We start from the raw sequence: 16,013 nt of genomic DNA, 5'->3' as shown, positions 1-16,013 counted from the left end.
GTTCCGGCCCCCGTCCCCATGTCTCAGAAGAGGAGCGCCCAGGAGTCGATCTTCCCGGTGTCGCCGTCCGCGAGGTCCGTGACCCGAAGCTTCCACACCCCGTCGGCCACCACGGCGGACGCGTCCACCCCGTACGTCTGGACGATGTCGTCGTCGCTGCTCCCGGTGTTGGTGCGCAGGTCGTAGACGGTGCCGTTCGGGGCGACAAGGTCGACCCGAAGGTCACCGACCCACGTGTGCCGGATCTCAACCGGCACGCGCAGCGCGGCCGGCGCGTTGCCGGCGATTCCGCTGACGGTGATCGGCGACTCGACGGTGGAGTGGTCCGTGATCGGGTAGTCGTCCGTGTTCTCGAAGCGGGTGCCCGGGTTCGGCGGCGTGGTGCCGTCACCGACGTACAGGAGCAGGTTCGGGGAGCCGGGGCCGGAGTCGGTCACGACGTCCCTGGTGGCGGCGGCCGCGAGGCCTGCGGCGACTTCCGCCGGGCTGCTCTGCGGGTGCTGCGAGAGGTGGAGGGCGGCGGCGCCCGCGACGTGCGGGGCGGCCATCGAGGTGCCCGAGATCTCCTTGGAGGCGTGGTCGTCGTTGTTCCACGCGGAGACGATGTAGGCGCCCGGCGCGAAGAGATCCAGGCTGCTGCCGTAGTTGGAGTAGGGGGCCTTGACGTCACTCCTGTTGGTGGCGCCGACCGTGAGGGCCTCGGCGACGCGCGCCGGGGACCTGGTGCCCGCGTCCGTGTACTCGTTGCCTGCCGCGACGGCGTAGGTGATGCCGGAGGCTATGGAGTTGCGCACCGCGGTGTCGAGTGCGGAGTTGGCTCGGCCGCCGAGTGACATGTTGGCCACGGCCGGCTTGACGGCATGCGCCGTCACCCAGTCGATGCCGGCGACGACCTGTGCGACCGTACCGGAGCCGGAGTCGTCGAGTACGCGGACGCCGACGACCTTGGCCTTCTTGGCCACACCGTAGGTGGAGCCCGCGACCGTGCCCGCGACATGGGTGCCGTGGCCGTTGCCGTCCTGGGCGGTGTTGTCGTTGTCGATGGCGTCGAAGCCGTCGGAGGCGCGGCCCCCGAAGTCGCTGTGGCTGATCCGCACACCGGTGTCGATGATGTACGCCGTCACACCCTCACCGGCCTGGTCCGGGGGGTTGTAGCTCTGATCGAGGGGCAGCGTCCGTTGGTCGACGCGGTCCAGGCCCCACGACGGAGGGTCGGGCTGGGTGGTGGCGACGCCGTCGAGGGTGACGACACTGTTCTGCACCACGGACCTCACCGCCGGATCGGCGGCCAACTTCCTGGCCTGAGCCTCGGAGAGTTGGGCGGAGTAGCCGTTGAGGGCGGCCGAGTAGGTCCGGTCGATCTTCGCTCCGTACCGCTTGGCGACGGCCTTGCCGGCGGCGGTCGTGGAGCGGGCGGCGGAGTCCTTCAGGGTGACGATGTAACTGCCGGGGACGGTGCCCGTGGTTCCGGCGTTCTCGATGACGCCTTGCGCCTGTGCGCTGCTTGTGGCGGCCGAGGCGGGGAGTGCGAAGGCCGTGCCGAGCGTGAGGGCCGCGACAGCCGTCGCGGCCAAGCCGACTGAATGTCGACGGGTGTGACGCATCACTGACATAAGAGGGGTCCTCCTCCTGGGTGGTGCACACCGGGGAATGGCACAGCGCTCGCAGCCGCTCACACGGACCGCCAGGGTTCATGTCCATGACAATCCATGCGAACCGCGGCACTGATGCCGCCAACAGACTCCCATGTTTACGCGAACATCGTGTTGCGCCGAGGTAAAAGCTCCCTCACCGCTGCCTCGTGGCGCCGCCTTGTCCGGGCCGGCGTGCCACAGGGAGGAGAGCACACGAAAGGAGGGCGGCGCGTGCCACGCACGCATGCCGCCCTCCTCACTGTCGATTCCGGCTACTTCCCGACGCTGAACCCCTGCTCAGCACCGTACTTGGCACTCGCGTTCCGCCACGCGTCCAGCCCCTGGGCGAGGGTCGTCGACGAGACGTACGCCTTGCCGACGGTGTCGTTGAAGATGGAGTTCGCGTACACCTGGTAGGGCAGGTACGACCAGCCCGTGCCGACGTTTCGGGCCGCGTCCGCCAGAACCTGGTTGGCCTGCTGGCCGCCGAAGTAGGGGAAGGCCGTCTCCAGGAAGGCCTTGGATTCGAGGTCCGCCCGGGTGGCGGGGAAGGCTCCTTCGGAGACCCGGGCCGTGGCGCCGGCCCCCGTGGTCGCGTACTCGATGAAGGCGTAGGCCAGCGCCTTGTTCTTGGATGCCTTGGGCACGGCGAGGGAGCTGCCGCCGTTCTCGGCACCCGCCTTGGCGCCCCGTGTCCACTGCGGAAGGGGTGCCACGCGCCAGTCCCCCGAGGCGGCGGGAGCACCCGAGGCGAAGTTGGCGGGCATCCAGGCGCCTATGGACAGCGTCGCGATGCTGCCGTCGGACAGGCCCTTGTACCACTCGTCGCTCCAGGAGGTGACCGGTGCGAGCAGTCGCTCGTCGAGCAACTTCTGCCAGGTGCGCGCGTACTGCGCGGTGCCGGCGTCGCCGAAGTCGATGCCGACCTTTGTGCCCTCCACCTTGTAGGGGCGCCCACCCGCCTGCCAGATCAGGCTGGTCGTGGCGCCGGCGTCCCCGGTGTCGTTGGTGATGTAGAGCTTCGGATCCGCCTTGTGCAGGGCGCGCGCCGCCTCGACGTACTCGTCCCAGGTGGTGGGGACGGCGACGCCGTGCCGGTCGAAGACCTTCTTGTTGTAGAACAGCGCCATGGGCCCCGAGTCCATGGGGAGGGCGTAGATCCCCTTGTCGTACCGCACCGCGCTCCAGGGCCCGGTGGTGAAGGTCTGGTCGTGGGAGGACGCGCCGTAGGGGGCGAGGTCCTCCAGGGCCTTGCCGATGGCGAACTGACCGACGGCGTAGTACTCGACCTGGGCCACGTCGGGGGCACCCGAGCCTGCGGCGACGGCGTTCTGCAGCGCCGTGTACTGCTTGTCGCCCGTCCCCGCGTTGACGAGTTCGACGTCCACCTTCGGGTACTTCTTCTCGAAGTCGGCAGCCACCTTCTTCAGCGTGGGCTCCCACGCCCACACCGTCACCTTGCCTCCGGCTTCGAGTGCGGACGCCACGTCCTTGACGGCGCTCTCGTCCGCCGGGTCCGAGGCCCCGCAGGCGGTGGTGCCGAGGGCCAGGGCACACGTCACGGCGACGGCGGCGACGATCCGGCGGCGGCTGTTCGTTCTCATCGGTGGTGCTCCTGATTCGGTGTGCGGATGAGGAGGGTCGGTACGAAGGGCAATGGGGGTCGGTACGAAGGGCGATGCCGGGCGCGTCACTCCTTGACGCTGCCCGCGGCCAGGCCCGACTGCCAGTGGCGCTGGAGCAGGAGGAAGATCACGACGATCGGCACGACGGTGAGCAGGGATCCGGTGATGATGAGGTCGAAGACCGGCTCGCCGCCCGCGGTCCGGGCCTGGGCGCTCCAGGCGTTGAGACCCAGGGTGAGCGGATACCAGTCCGGATCCTTGATCATGATCAGCGGCAGGAAGTAGTTGTTCCAGGTCGCGACCATGGAGAAGAGCAGCACCGTCACGGTGCCCGGCCTCAGCAGGGGCAGGGCGATCGTGAAGAAGATGCGCAGTTCGCCGGCGCCGTCGATGCGGGCGGCTTCGAGTAGTTCGGAAGGTACCGCCTCTGCGGCGAACACCCACATCAGGTACAGCCCGAACGGCGAGACGAGGGACGGGATGATCACCGCCCAGGGGGTGTTGGCCAGTCCCATGCCGCTGAACATCAGGAACGTGGGCACGGCCAGTGCCGTACCGGGGACGGCCACGGCTCCGATGACCACGGCGAACACGGCGCGGCGGCCGGGGAACTCGTATACGGCCAGGGCGTATCCGCCGAGGACGGCGAGCAGTGTCGCGCCGCCCGCGCCGGCGGCGACGTACAGCAGGGTGTTGAGCGTCCAGCGGACGAAGGCGCCGTCGTCGTAGGTCAGTGTGCGGGAGATGTTGTCCCAGAGTCGGAAGTCCTTGCCGAGCCACAGGCCGAAGGAGTCGAAGAGGTCCTGCTGGTTCTTGGTCGCGTTGATGACCAGCCACACGAGGGGAAGGAGGGTGTAGACGAGGACCAGCCCGGTCACCAGGGTCAGCGGCACGCTCGGTCTGGGGTTGAGCGGTGTGTGGGGGCGCTTGGGGCGACGGGGCCGTGCCTTCGGGGGCCGGGCGACCGGGGTCCGTCCGGGCTCGACGGCGGTGTCCGGTACCGCCCGGGGGCGGACGGCGCGTTCCACCGTGTCCGAAGGGGCGTCGGCGGGATTCGTGATCATGTGCTCAGCCCTTCCGCATGCCGCGGAGCTGGACCGCGTAGGCGATGATCGCGGTGAGGACACCCATCACGATGGCGACGGTCGCCGCGTAGTTGTGCTGCTGTCCGGAGAAGGCCAGCGAGTAGGTGTAGAGGTTCGGGGTGTAGCTGGTCGTGATCGCGTTGGGAGCGAGGTTCTGCATGATGCTGGGCTCGTTGAACAGTTGGAAGCTGCCGATGATCGAGAAGATCGTCGCGATGACCAGCGCGCTGCGGATGGCGGGCAACTTGATCGCGGTGACGACGCGCCACTCTCCGGCGCCGTCGATCGCGGCCGCTTCGTAGAGGGAGCGCGGGACCACCTTCAGGGCGGAGTAGAAGATCAAGGTGTTGTAGCCGACGAACTCCCACGTCACGACGTTGCCTATGGAGGCGAGTATCAGTGAGGGGGAGAGCGGATCCGGGAGGGAGAGGCCCAACGCCTCGTTGAGGTTGCCCACCAGGCCGAATCTGGGTCCGTAGATGAATCCCCACATCAGACCGGCCACCACGGCCGGGACCGCGTAGGGAAGGAAGACCGCCACACGAAAGAACGCCTTGCCGTACAACCGGCCGCTGTCGATGGCGAGTGCGACCAGCAACGCGATCCCCAACATGATCGGCACCTGGACGAGCAGGAACAACCCGACCCGGGCGGATCCCTCCCAGAACCGCGCATCGGTCAGCGCTTGGACGTAGTTGTCCGCGCCGACGAAGTCGGTACCGCCGATGAGCCGGTCGCGCATCAGACTGAGCTGGAAGGCATAACCGATGGGTGCCAGGAAGACCAGCACGAACACCGCTGCGAACGGGCCGGCGAACCCCCAGCCGACGAGGGCGTTCCCGCGGGCGCGCACACGGGGTCGAGAACGGGGTGGGGAGACTGCTTTTGCCGCTGCCGGCAGGAGCGTCATGGTGGTTCCTTGTGTCGGTGACCGACAGGTCCGCAACCGGAGGGAAGAGACGGCCTCCGGGCCGAAAATGGCCGCATGGGGCAGGACCTGATGAGAAATGTTTACGTAATCATCGGTAGCGCGATGGTGACACTTCCCGCCGAGGAGCGTCAAGCATCGCGCAGCCGGTGGCTGAAACCGTGACCACGGAGCGGACTTCCCTCCGCGACCCATGAGTGACGATTCGCGCGCCAACGCTTGACAGGCCCCGGTGCGGCTCCCACACTCGCAGCCAGCCACCCACTGTTTACGCAAACATAACAAGGGTGGCACATCGGCTTCACACAGCCCCGCTGTCGGCTCGCCGGCTCGCGGGACCCAGCGCGCACCGCATCCCCTCCCCCACCCGCCGGTCAGCGAGAGGTACCCATGCGACGTCAATCCCCATACCTGGCTGCCCTGTTCGCCCTCGTGGCAGCCCTGATCGCGAGCTTCCTCGGCGGTCTCGGCACCGCCGTGGCCTCACCGGCCCCCGTCGTCGTCACCAACGCGACGCAGTTCACCGACCCCGCCGGCAGTCCCGTTCACGCCCATGGCGGAGGGGTCGTCAAGGTGGACGAGTTCTACTACTGGTTCGGCGAGAACCGCAATGCCGACAACAGCTTCCGGTACGTGTCCGCGTACCGCTCCACCGACCTCAGGACGTGGGAGTTCCGCCGCCACGTCCTGACCCGGGCGTCGGATCCGGAGCTGGCCACGGCCAACATCGAGCGCCCCAAGGTTGTGTACAACCGCACTACCGGGCAGTTCGTCATGTGGATGCACAAGGAGGGCAGCGCCACCGACTACAGCGAGGCCCGGGCCGCGGTGGCCGTCTCCTCCACGGTCGACGGCGACTACTCCTGGCGCGGGAGCTTCCGACCGTTGGGACACATGTCCCGGGACATCACCACCTTCGTCGACACCGACGGCACCGGTTACATGGTCTCCGCCGCCAACGAGAACGCGGACCTCCACGTCTACCGGCTCAGCGCGGACTACACCGCGGTCGAGACCCGGGTGCAGAAGTTGTGGGCCGGCCAGTCGCGCGAGGCTCCGGCACTGTTCAAGCGGGACGGCGTCTACTTCCTGGTGACGTCCGGCGCCACCGGCTGGTCCCCCAACCAGCAGAAGTACGGCACGGCCGACAGCATCACCGGAACCTGGAGCGGGCTGCGGGACCTGGGCGACGGCAGGACCTACGGTTCCCAGACGGCCTACGTGCTGCCCGTCGAGGGCGTGACCGGTGCCACCGGATACCTGTACATGGGCGACCGCTGGGGCAACGCGACGGGCGGCACGGTCAACGACTCCCAGTACATCTGGCTGCCGTTGAAGTTCCCGACGAGGACCAGCCTGTCCATGGACTACTACCCGCAGATCATCATCGCGGCGGAGGCCGGCACCGTCAGGGGCACCGGTGACTGGGACACTTTGACCGCCGCGCACAGCGGCAAGTGCGCCGACGCCGCCGACTGGTCGGTGGCGGAAGGCGCCGCCCTGGTCCAGTGGACCTGCACGGCCGGAAGCGTCAACCAGCAGGTGTGGTTCCAGGGCGCGGGAGCGGGCACGGTACGGATCATGCTGCGGCACAGCGGCAAGTGCCTCGCCGTCCGGGACGCGTCCGCCGAGGACGGCGCGGCCGTCGTACAGACCACGTGCGCAGACGCACCCGGCCAGAGGTGGAAGGCAGCACAGGCCGGCCCGAGCGGAATGCGGCTCGTCGCCCAGCACAGCGGCAAGTGCCTCGACGTCACCAACCAGGCACGGACGGACGGCGCGCCGCTCATCCAGTGGACGTGCAACGGCGGCGACAACCAGCAGTGGCACCGCTCGGCCGTCTGACCTTCCCGCTCTCGCCCCGCCACCGGGGGTGTGGCCGTGTCCCGCCCCCGGCGCGGGACACGGCCGCACGCGTCCGTCGGGGCCGGTCAGTCCTCGACGGGGCCGAGGTCGGGTGTCTCCCGGAAGGCCACCGTCCGGGCGCGGTCGGGAGCGTGCAGTTCGAGTACGACGACCTCGTTGGCTCCCGTGCGCAGGACCGGGCCGGGTACGTACAGCGTCCGCTGGGGCCCGCGGGACCAGTAGCGGCCGAGGGCGAACCCGTTGACCCACGCCACACCCTTGGTCCAACCGTCGAGGTGGAGGAAGGTGTCGGCCGTCCGGTCCGTCTCGAAGGTGCCGCGGTGGAAGGCCGGGCCGGTCGGGGTGACCGGCGCGGTACCGAACGGGAGGTCTTCCAGCGTGCCGAGCGGCAGCGGTCGGCTGGTCCACCCTTCGAGCGGAAGCCCGTTCAGCAGAACGCGGCCGAGCAGCCCCTTGCGGTCGTGGATGCCCGGTCCGTAGTTCACCCTTCCCTGGTTCTCCACGAGGATGGTGAGGACACTGCCGGGGCGCGGCACCGAGAAGGTGAGGGAGTGTTCGTGGGACTCCCGCTCCAGTACCCCCACCGGCTGGCCGTCGAGGAAGACCTGGGCCCGGTCGCGCACCTGCTCCAGTACGAGCAGTGCGGGACCGGCGTCCGGCAGGTCCGTTTCGTACAGCACGAAGCCGTAGTCCTGCCCGAGTTCTTCCATCGTCAGGGGCCGGCTCGACGCGACCGCGTCCCCGAGGACGGGCGCTCCGTCCAGCAGACCGATGCTCTCGGTCAGCGCCACCTCCTCACAACTGAACTTGGCTGTGCGCGCGGGCAGGGGCTCCGTCGGGACGGGGGCGTACTTGGCGATGACCTCGCGGAAGGCGGCGAACTTCTCGGTCGGGTCACCGGCTTCGTCGAGGGGCGCGTCGTAGTCGTAGGAGGTGACGGTCGGCCGGTAGGTGTGCTTGTCGTTGGCGCCGTTCATGAAACCGAAGTTCGTACCACCGTGGAACATGTAGAAATTGACCGAGGCACCGGTGGCGAGCAGTTCGTCCAACTCCTGCGCCGCCCGCTCGGCATCACGGACGACGTGGTTACCGCCCCAGCGGTCGAACCAGCCGATCCAGAACTCCGCACAAAGCAGCGGACCTGACGGCCTAAGAGCCCGCAGGGCGGAGAGGTTCTGCGCGGAGCGGCTGCCGAAGTTGACGGTCGCGAGAACACCCGGCAACGCACCCCGCTCCAGGTCGGCCGGCTGATCGCAGGTGAAGAGCGGCACGTCGACACCGCAGCGGCGCAGGGAGTCGGCGAGGTGCTCCAGATAGGCGGTGTCGTCGCCGTAGGCCCCGTACTCGTTCTCCACCTGCACCGCGAGCACCGGACCGCCCCGGGTGGCGAGTCGACTCCGCAGCGGGAGCAGGAGCCGGCGGAAGTAGTCGTCGACCGCGGTGAGGAACCGGGGGTCCCGACTGCGCAGTTGGATGTCCGGATCCGCCAGCAGCCACGACGGCAGGCCACCACCCTCCCACTCGGCACAGATGTACGGACCCGGACGCAGCAGTACGAACAACCCCTCCGCGGCGGCGAGGTCGAGGAAGGCCGGCAGGTCGAGGCCGCCTTCCATGCGGAACTCGTCGGGACGCGGCTGGTGAAGGTTCCACGGCACATACGTCTCCACCGTGTTCAACCCCATCAGACGAGCCTTGCGCAACCGATCTCGCCAATGACCGGGATGAACACGGAAGTAGTGCAATCCGCCCGAAAGAATGCGGAAGGGCTCTCCATCAAGCCGGAATCCGTCATCGTCGATCCGAAGAAGAGGCATACGCGTACTCCTCAGCTGAACAGGCACGCGGGATGCGCACCGTGAGACTCTCGCCACCCCCGCATGTTTACGTAAACATGCGAGGCGTGACAAGTCCCTTCACGCGTGATCTCGGGAGCGGCCCGCACGAGGAACCCGGAGGCTAGGACATACAGGGGCATACCGGCGCGCGGCTCGACCCGAAGCGGGGGCGGCGGCCGGGACTGCGGCAGGGGCTTCCGCCCGGACTACGGCTGGGTGGTTCCCAGGATCAGCCGGCCCACCGAATCGCTCAGGACGGTACGTGCCTGGGCATCGAGCCCGTCGTCCGATACGAAGTAGTCGATCTCCGGGAGGGTGATGAACCGACTCAGGCCCACGACTCCCCATTTGGTGTGGTCCGCGACCACGGCGACCTGAGTGGCGCAGTCGATCAGCGCGCGGTTGGTCTGGGCCTCGGCGAGGTTCGGGGTGGTCGCGCCGGCGCGTTCGGAGATGCCGTGGGCGCCGATGATCAGCAGGTCCACCTGGAGGGAGCGGATCGCCTGATCCGCCAGGGGGCCGACCAGGGAGGCCGACTTCGTGGGAGAACCGCCCGTCAGCAGCAGCGTGCGTTCCGGGGAGCCGAGCTCCGCTCCCGTGGGCCGGAGCAAATCGGCGACCGGCAGGGAGTTGGTCACCACGGTCAGTCCGGGCACGTCCCGGAGCCGGCTGGCCACCGCGTAGGACGTCGTCCCTCCGGAGATGGCGACGACGCTGCCCGGTTTCACGAGGGCGGAGGCCGCCTCGGCGACCGCCGCCTTGGCCTGTGACTCCAGACCTGCCTTGGTCTCGAAGGCGGGTTCGTCCGCGGTCGTGACGGAAGACCTGATGGCGCCGCCGTGCACCTTCGACAGGGCACCGCTGCGGGCGAGCACATCGAGGTCGCGGCGGATCGTCATGTCGGAGACGCCCAGCTGTTCCACGAGTTCGGTGACGCGCACCGCACCGTCGCGGCGGACGATGTCGAGGATCAGGGCCCTGCGCTGGGGTGCAAGGCGTGCTGCTTCCGTCACGTTGTCGTCCCCGCTCCTGTGCGCGCCATCCGTGTGTGGAGTCAAAGACACACGGCCATCCTCACAAACGAACAGTCTACGTCGACGGATCCCGACCTCACCGACTTCTCACTCGATGCGCCGTGCTCCGGAGGCCGGCGACACGGCGAAAAGGTGCGGGGCCAGGTACCCGGCGGATCGGAACGCGGCGGTGACGGCGGCGCCCAGCGCCTGCGCCCGGCCCTCGTCCACGAGGACGATGACGGAGCCGCCGAAACCACCTCCGGTCATGCGTGCCCCGAGCGCTCCGTGTGCCAGGGCCGTGTCCACCACGAGGTCGCTCTCGTCACACGAGATCCGAAAGTCGTCACGCAGCGAGGCATGTCCGGCCGAGAGGATCGGTCCCAGCGCCGCGACGCGTCCCGCTCGCAGGTGGGAGATCGATTCGGCGACCCTCGCGTTCTCGGTCACGATGTGCTGGACCAGGGGCACCAGGTGCGTGGGGAGCATCTTGCCGGTGGAGGGCAGATCCGCCGGTGAGATGTCCCGCAACGCCGCGACGCCGAGCAGCCGGGCGGCCTGTTCGCACCCGGCGCGCAGCGCGGCGTACGCGCCGTCCCCGAGGTCGTGTTTGACGCGGGTGTCGATGACGAGCAGGCGCAGACCCTCCGACTCCGGGGCGAATGGCACCTGCTCGTGGGTCCCCGCGCGGATGTCCAGGTGCAGGGCGGCGCCGGCGGTGCAGCAGGCTGAGGCCATCTGGTCCATGACCCCGCACGGGACGCCGGCGAAGCCGTTCTCCGCCCGCTGTGAGATCAGGGCGAGCGCGGGTGCGCCGAGGCCGAGCCCGTACAGCTCGTTGTAGGCGAAGGCGACCGCGCACTCCAGCGCGGCGGAGGACGACAGGCCCGCGCCGGTGGGCACCGTGCTGTCGACGTGGAGGTCGGCGCCGCCGACCCCGTGTCCCGCCTCGCGGAGCGCCCACACGACTCCCGCCGGGTACGCACCCCACGTGGTGACGGCTCCGGGGGTCAGGCCGTCGACGTCGAGATCGATGACCGGGCCGTCGCCCTGGGCGCTGTGCAGCCGCAGGCGTCCGTCCTCGCGCCGTCGCGCCGCGACCAGCGTGTTCTGGGGGATGGCGATGGGCAGGGCGAAGCCGTCGTTGTAGTCGGTGTGCTCGCCGATCAGGTTGACACGGCCCGGCGCTGCCCAGATTCCGTCCGGGGAGGCGCCGTAGATGTGCCGGAAGGCCTCCTTCACGCGGTCGCCCCCTGTGCGAAGGCCCAGGCGTCGGCCACGATGGAGTCCAGGTCGGTGCGGGTCGGCCGCCAGCCCAAGCGGTCGTGCGCGCGGGCGGCGGAGGCGACGAGCACCGCCGGATCGCCGGGACGCCGGGGGCCGACGAGTTCAGGGATCGCACGGCCCGTAACCCGTCGGACGGAGTCGATCACCTCCCGGACCGTGAAGCCCTCGCCGTTGCCCAGGTTGCAGATCAGGTGCTCGCCGGGGCGGGCGGCGTCCAGGGCCAGGAGGTGGGCCTCGGCGAGGTCGGCGACATGGATGTAGTCGCGGACGCAGGTGCCGTCGCGCGTGGGGTAGTCGTCGCCGTGGACGTCGATGTGTGGGCGTTGTCCCAGGGCCACTTGGAGGATGAGCGGGATGAGGTGTGATTCGGGGTCGTGGCGTTCGCCGTGGCCCGCGTGGGCGCCCGCGACGTTGAAGTATCGCAGGGACACGGCGGCCAGCCCGTGGGCGGCGGCCTCCCCGGTGATGAGGTGGTCGACGGCGAGTTTGGTGGCGCCGTAGGGGCTGGTCGGCGCGGTCCGGGCGTCCTCGGCGATGGGCACCTGTTCGGGTTCGCCGTAGACGGCCGCGGTGGAGGAGAAGACCAGGGTGCGTACGCCGGCCCTGCGCATGGTGGTGATCAGTTCCAGCGAGCCGGCGACGTTGTTGCGCCAGTACTTCTCCGGGTCGCGCACCGACTCGGCCACCTGTGAGGAGGCGGCGAAGTGCAACACCCCGGCATAGCCGGTGTCCAGCAGGGCGGCGGCCTGTGCGACTCCGCCCCGGACGAAGTCGGCGCCCTCGGGGACGGCTTCCGACATGCCGGTGGTCAGGTCGTCGAGCACCGTGACGCGGTGGCCGGCCGCGAGGAGACGGGCCGCGACCACGCTGCCGATGTATCCGGCGCCGCCGGTGACGAGGTACCTGCTCATGACGCGACCTCCCGCAGTCGCCGGGCCGCGGCTTCCGGGGCGACGTCGTTGACGAAGGAGTCCATGCCGGATTCGACGCCGGCGAGGAACTTGAGCTTGCCCGCCGATCGTCGCACCGTGAACAGCTCCAGGTGCAGGGCCAGTTCCTGCCCTCCGGTCTTCGGCGCCTGGTGCCAGGCGGAGATGTACGGGGTGGGGGTCGCCGGCGCGCCGTCCTCGCGGTGGAACAGCCGGTCGAACCTGCGCAGCAGTTCCAGGTAGATGCCGGGGAACTCCGCGCGCTCGGCCTCGGTGAGGCGGGTGAGGTCGGGGACACGGCGGTGGGGGTAGAGGTGCACCTCGTAGGGCCAGCGGGCGGCGTACGGGACGAACGCCGTCCAGTGCTCCCCCGCCAGGACCACCCGCGACACGGCGGCGCGGGCCTCGGCGAGCAGGTCCTCGAAGAGGTTTCCGCCGGTGACGCGCCGGTGTGTATCCGCGACGGCGACCATCTTGGCGGTGCGCGGCGGTACGAAGGGGAAGGCGTAGACCTGTCCGTGGGGGTGCGCGAGGGTGACGCCGATCTCCGCACCGCGGTTCTCGAAGCAGTACACCTGCTCCACGCCGGGCAGGGACGACAGGTTCTCGGTGCGGTCCGTCCAGGCGTCGAGTACGAGGCGGGCTCGGTCCTCGGTCAGATCGGCGAAGCTCGCCCCGTGCTCGGGCGTGAAGCACACGACCTCGCAGCGGCCCACGCGTCCCGCCAGGGAGGGGAAGCGGTTCTCGAACACGGCGACATCGTAGTCCGCGGCCGGGATCTCGCTGTGGTTCCCGTCCCAGGAGGGGCACAGGGGACACGCATCGGTGGGCGGATGGTGGACGCGCCCCTGACGGTGTGAGGCGATGGTGACCCAGTCGCCTGTCGCCAGGTCCAGTCGCAGTTCGGGCCGGCTGTCCACCGGCTCCAGCAGACGTCGGTCGACCGTGTCGCGGACGGCGCCGCCGTCACGGTCGTAGTAGATCAGCTCGCGGCCGTCCGCGAGCTTCGTCGTGGTTCTCTTCACGGAGCGTGCCCGTCTCTCGAAGTACGGCGGCCCTGGGAGCCACACGCTGACAACAATAAACATGAATCAACGTAAGTCAACGTCGATGCTGTTGTTTCTTTCATGGGCCGCCCGGGCGCCCGACAGGCTCCCCGCGAACCGCGACCACAGCGAGGCGCCTCCTCGATGTGTCAGCTCGCCAGGCGAAGTCCCTCTACGGCGGTGTCGAAGACGGGCCGGTGCCGGGCCCACTCCTCGTCCGGTGCCGAGAAGTAGACGACGTACTGCGTGCCCGCCGCGTCCGCGAGTGCCACCTCGACCGCCCGGAACTTGCGCACCTTGCCCTCGAAGGTGAACTCCCAGTACCCGGCGGGCCTGCCGTGGACCGTGGCTGCCGTCATCCGCACGCGCTCGTAGCCGGGATTGTCACGGCGCGTCTGCGCCTCCTCGGTCGTGCGCCAGTGTTCCAGGGCGTCGGAGCCCGCGAAGGCGGCGGCCTTGACGCGCAGTCCGACGAGCCCGGCGGAATCGACGAACGCCACTTCTCCTCCCGCCAGTTCCTCCCGTGTCCAGCCGAGCGGCACCGGTATCGCGATGCCGCCGCCGTCCTGGTACCCGTAGCCGACCGGAGGCGAGGGCATCGCCGTGCTCGCGGGGCCTGCGGAACCGGAGGCCACCCCGTCGCCGAAGAGTGCGTCGGGCCAGGACAGTGCGACGGCCACCCCACACGCCGCGACCGTGATTGCCGCACCCGACCACAGGACCCCACGGCGTCCGCGTCCGATCCCGCGTCCACGTCGGGCGGCCCGTACCGCTCGGTGCGCCCGGGTGGACGACGGACCGGGCGTGTCGGCCGAGTCCCCCGTCGCCCCGCGCAGGAGTCGCTCCGCCTCCGTCAGGCCGGACCGCTGCCCGGGCTCCTTCACGAGCAACCCCTCGATCAGCGGTGTCAGGGCGTTCCCGCCGGTCAGTGGCGCGTGCGCCTCGCTCACGATGGCGTAGGCCGTCTCGATCGGCGTGTCCCGAACGAAGGGGTGGCGCCCCTCGATCGACTGGTACAGCGTGACGCCGAGGGACCACAGGTCACCGGCGGGCCCGGCATCGGTGCCTCGCAGGCGTTCGGGAGCGAGGTAGCCGATGGAACCGACCAGTTCACCGGTCATGGTGAGCGACTCGGCGCCGCTCTCGGCGGCGATGCCGAAGTCGGTGAGGACGATCCGGCCGTCCTCGCCGAGGAGGATGTTGGCCGGCTTGACGTCGCGGTGCAGCACCCCGATGTCGTGGGCGGCGCGGAGCGCGGCGACCACGGCCAAACCGATCCGGGCTGTTTCGGCGGTGGGCAGCGCGCCCCGGCGCTTCACCGCCTCGTCCAACGTGATCGAGGGAACGTACTCCATCACGATGCACGGCAGGCCGTCGTCATCGACCACATCGTGCACGACGATCACGTGCGGATGGGCGATGCGGGCCGCGCTGCGCGCCTCGCGGCGGGCGCGTTCGTGGAGCGTGCGGACCGTGTCGTCCGGCACGTGGGGTGGGACATGGAGCTTCTTCACCGCCACCTGCCGGCCGAGGAGTTCGTCCTCGGCACGCCAGACGGTGCCCATGCCTCCGCGGCCGACGCGCTGCATCAACCGGTATCGGCCGGCCACAAGCCGTCCTTGTTCAGACACTGGCGCCGTTCCCTGTTTTGTGTTGGTCGACGGTCACTCGGACGATATCTCCGCTTCGCATGGGTGGCCAAGACGCTTCGGCAGTGGCATTGCACCACACCCGACCGGGACAAGTCGTTTGCGGCATAAGGCATTTCGGCCGGATCCCCCCGCCCAGGCAATGGCTTGACACGGACCTGAGGCATGGTCAAAATAACGGCACCCCGACACATGAGCACAGAAATGCTGCTTTCGTCCTTGAACGACTGCGGGGCGACGGCGCACTCGGCGCCCTTGATATTCGGGCGAAGGCGGGCAATGCGCAGGGCCACAGTGAAAGCCACCGCCCGGTTCCGCGACCCCGCCCCTGCCCTCGCCGTCGCGGCGGAGGCCGGGCCATGACGTCTGTCCTGCTGGTCGAAGGGGACGCGCTGTGGCGCGAGGTGACCTCGCTCGCCCTCCGGCGCTACGGGTACGAGGTACACACGGCCGTCGACGGGAACGACGGGTTGGCGCGGTTCAGGGAGCTCCGCCCCGATGTGGCCGTCGTGGACGTGGTGCTGCCCGGGCTCGACGGGGTGAGCCTGGTGCGGCGCATCCGCGCGGAAAGCCGTTCGCCGGTGTTGCTGATCTCCTCGCGGACCGATCCGGTGGATGTCGTCCTCGGTCTTGAGGCGGGCGCCGACGACTACGTCACGAAGCCGTTCGACATCCCGGTCCTCGTGGCACGGATCCGGTCCGCGCTGCGTCGCGTCACCGACTGCCCGACCGCCGCCCCCTCGTCCCCCACATCCGCGATGGACTTCGGTGACCTGCGGATCGACCCGGCAGCCCTGACGGTCAGGCGGTCCGGCCGGCTGCTCGACCTCACGCCGACGGAACTCAAACTCCTCCTGACGTTCGCCGCGCGGCCCGCCGTGGTCCTGTCCCGGGCCACCTTGCTGGAGTGCGTGTGGGACTGCCCCCGGAGTGACGACAAACGGCTCGTCGACGTACACGTACAGCGACTGCGCCACAAGATCGGCCGCGGGCACATCATCACCGTGCGCGGGTTCGGCTACCGATTCGAGCCCTGACTGGCCAGGTGCCCGCCCCCGCACCAGGGGCGTCGCCGGGGTGGTCGAGAGCCCTCTGCTCGCATGTACTGCCCCG

12 protein-coding genes are annotated in these 16,013 nt (G+C 69.4%); 2 read left to right on the top strand and 10 right to left on the bottom strand.

Annotated features, from left to right (window positions below; translation table 11 throughout):
• Positions 1-23: 23 nt before the first annotated feature.
• The 4 genes from OHA84_RS34545 to OHA84_RS34530 all read right to left on the bottom strand — a co-directional run bounded on the left by OHA84_RS34545 (position 24) and on the right by OHA84_RS34530 (position 5,254).
• A complete protein-coding gene (locus OHA84_RS34545; protein WP_266967800.1) occupies positions 24-1,613 on the bottom strand; it encodes a S8 family peptidase in 1,590 nt (529 codons plus the stop codon).
• A gap of 293 nt (positions 1,614-1,906) precedes the next feature.
• A complete protein-coding gene (locus tag OHA84_RS34540) occupies positions 1,907-3,238 on the bottom strand; it encodes a sugar ABC transporter substrate-binding protein (protein ID WP_266967802.1) in 1,332 nt (443 codons plus the stop codon).
• 86 nt (positions 3,239-3,324) lie between these two features.
• A complete protein-coding gene (locus tag OHA84_RS34535) occupies positions 3,325-4,323 on the bottom strand; it encodes a carbohydrate ABC transporter permease (protein ID WP_266967803.1) in 999 nt (332 codons plus the stop codon).
• A gap of 4 nt (positions 4,324-4,327) precedes the next feature.
• Entirely contained in the window at positions 4,328-5,254 is a 927-nt protein-coding gene (locus tag OHA84_RS34530; RefSeq protein WP_266967804.1) for a carbohydrate ABC transporter permease, read from the bottom strand.
• Positions 5,255-5,662: 408 nt separating this feature from the next.
• Between OHA84_RS34530 and OHA84_RS34525 the strand changes: the two genes are divergently transcribed.
• Positions 5,663-7,117 carry an RICIN domain-containing protein gene (locus OHA84_RS34525; protein WP_266967805.1) on the top strand — a complete coding sequence of 485 codons (1,455 nt, stop codon included), beginning with the start codon at positions 5,663-5,665 and terminating at the stop codon, positions 7,115-7,117.
• 86 nt (positions 7,118-7,203) lie between these two features.
• Here OHA84_RS34525 and OHA84_RS34520 read toward each other — a convergent pair whose 3' ends face one another.
• The 6 genes from OHA84_RS34520 to OHA84_RS34495 form a co-directional block, all read right to left on the bottom strand.
• The gene (locus OHA84_RS34520; protein ID WP_266967806.1) at positions 7,204-8,955 is read right to left on the bottom strand and encodes a beta-galactosidase family protein; all 1,752 of its coding nucleotides are present in this window, start codon (positions 8,953-8,955) and stop codon (positions 7,204-7,206) included.
• Between the two features lie 227 nt (positions 8,956-9,182).
• Positions 9,183-9,989 carry a DeoR/GlpR family DNA-binding transcription regulator gene (locus OHA84_RS34515; RefSeq protein ID WP_266967807.1) on the bottom strand — a complete coding sequence of 269 codons (807 nt, stop codon included), beginning with the start codon at positions 9,987-9,989 and terminating at the stop codon, positions 9,183-9,185.
• A 108-nt stretch (positions 9,990-10,097) separates the two neighbouring features.
• A complete protein-coding gene (gene galK / locus OHA84_RS34510; protein ID WP_323181809.1) occupies positions 10,098-11,231 on the bottom strand; it encodes a galactokinase in 1,134 nt (377 codons plus the stop codon).
• Positions 11,228-12,187: a UDP-glucose 4-epimerase GalE gene (galE, locus tag OHA84_RS34505; protein WP_266967809.1), complete on the bottom strand. Its 960-nt coding sequence runs from the start codon at positions 12,185-12,187 to the stop codon at positions 11,228-11,230. Before galE ends, galK begins: the two co-directional genes overlap by 4 nt.
• Positions 12,184-13,230 (bottom strand): galactose-1-phosphate uridylyltransferase, encoded by a 1,047-nt coding sequence (gene galT / locus OHA84_RS34500; RefSeq protein ID WP_266967811.1) that lies wholly within the window; start codon positions 13,228-13,230, stop codon positions 12,184-12,186. The genes galE and galT overlap by 4 nt, the downstream gene beginning before the upstream one ends.
• Positions 13,231-13,400: 170 nt before the next feature.
• Positions 13,401-14,861 carry a serine/threonine-protein kinase gene (locus OHA84_RS34495; RefSeq protein ID WP_323181810.1) on the bottom strand — a complete coding sequence of 487 codons (1,461 nt, stop codon included), beginning with the start codon at positions 14,859-14,861 and terminating at the stop codon, positions 13,401-13,403.
• Positions 14,862-15,259: 398 nt separating this feature from the next.
• On the opposite strand from OHA84_RS34495, the gene OHA84_RS34490 reads away from it, so the two are divergent.
• The gene (locus tag OHA84_RS34490; protein WP_266967815.1) at positions 15,260-15,937 is read left to right on the top strand and encodes a response regulator transcription factor; all 678 of its coding nucleotides are present in this window, start codon (positions 15,260-15,262) and stop codon (positions 15,935-15,937) included.
• Positions 15,938-16,013: the final 76 nt, after the last annotated feature.

It is taken from the genome of Streptomyces sp. NBC_00513 (genome assembly GCF_041431415.1).
GTDB lineage: Bacteria > Actinomycetota > Actinomycetes > Streptomycetales > Streptomycetaceae > Streptomyces.
The sequence above is the reverse complement of the archived record's forward strand: the minus strand, read 5'-3'. Positions and strand labels throughout refer to the sequence as shown.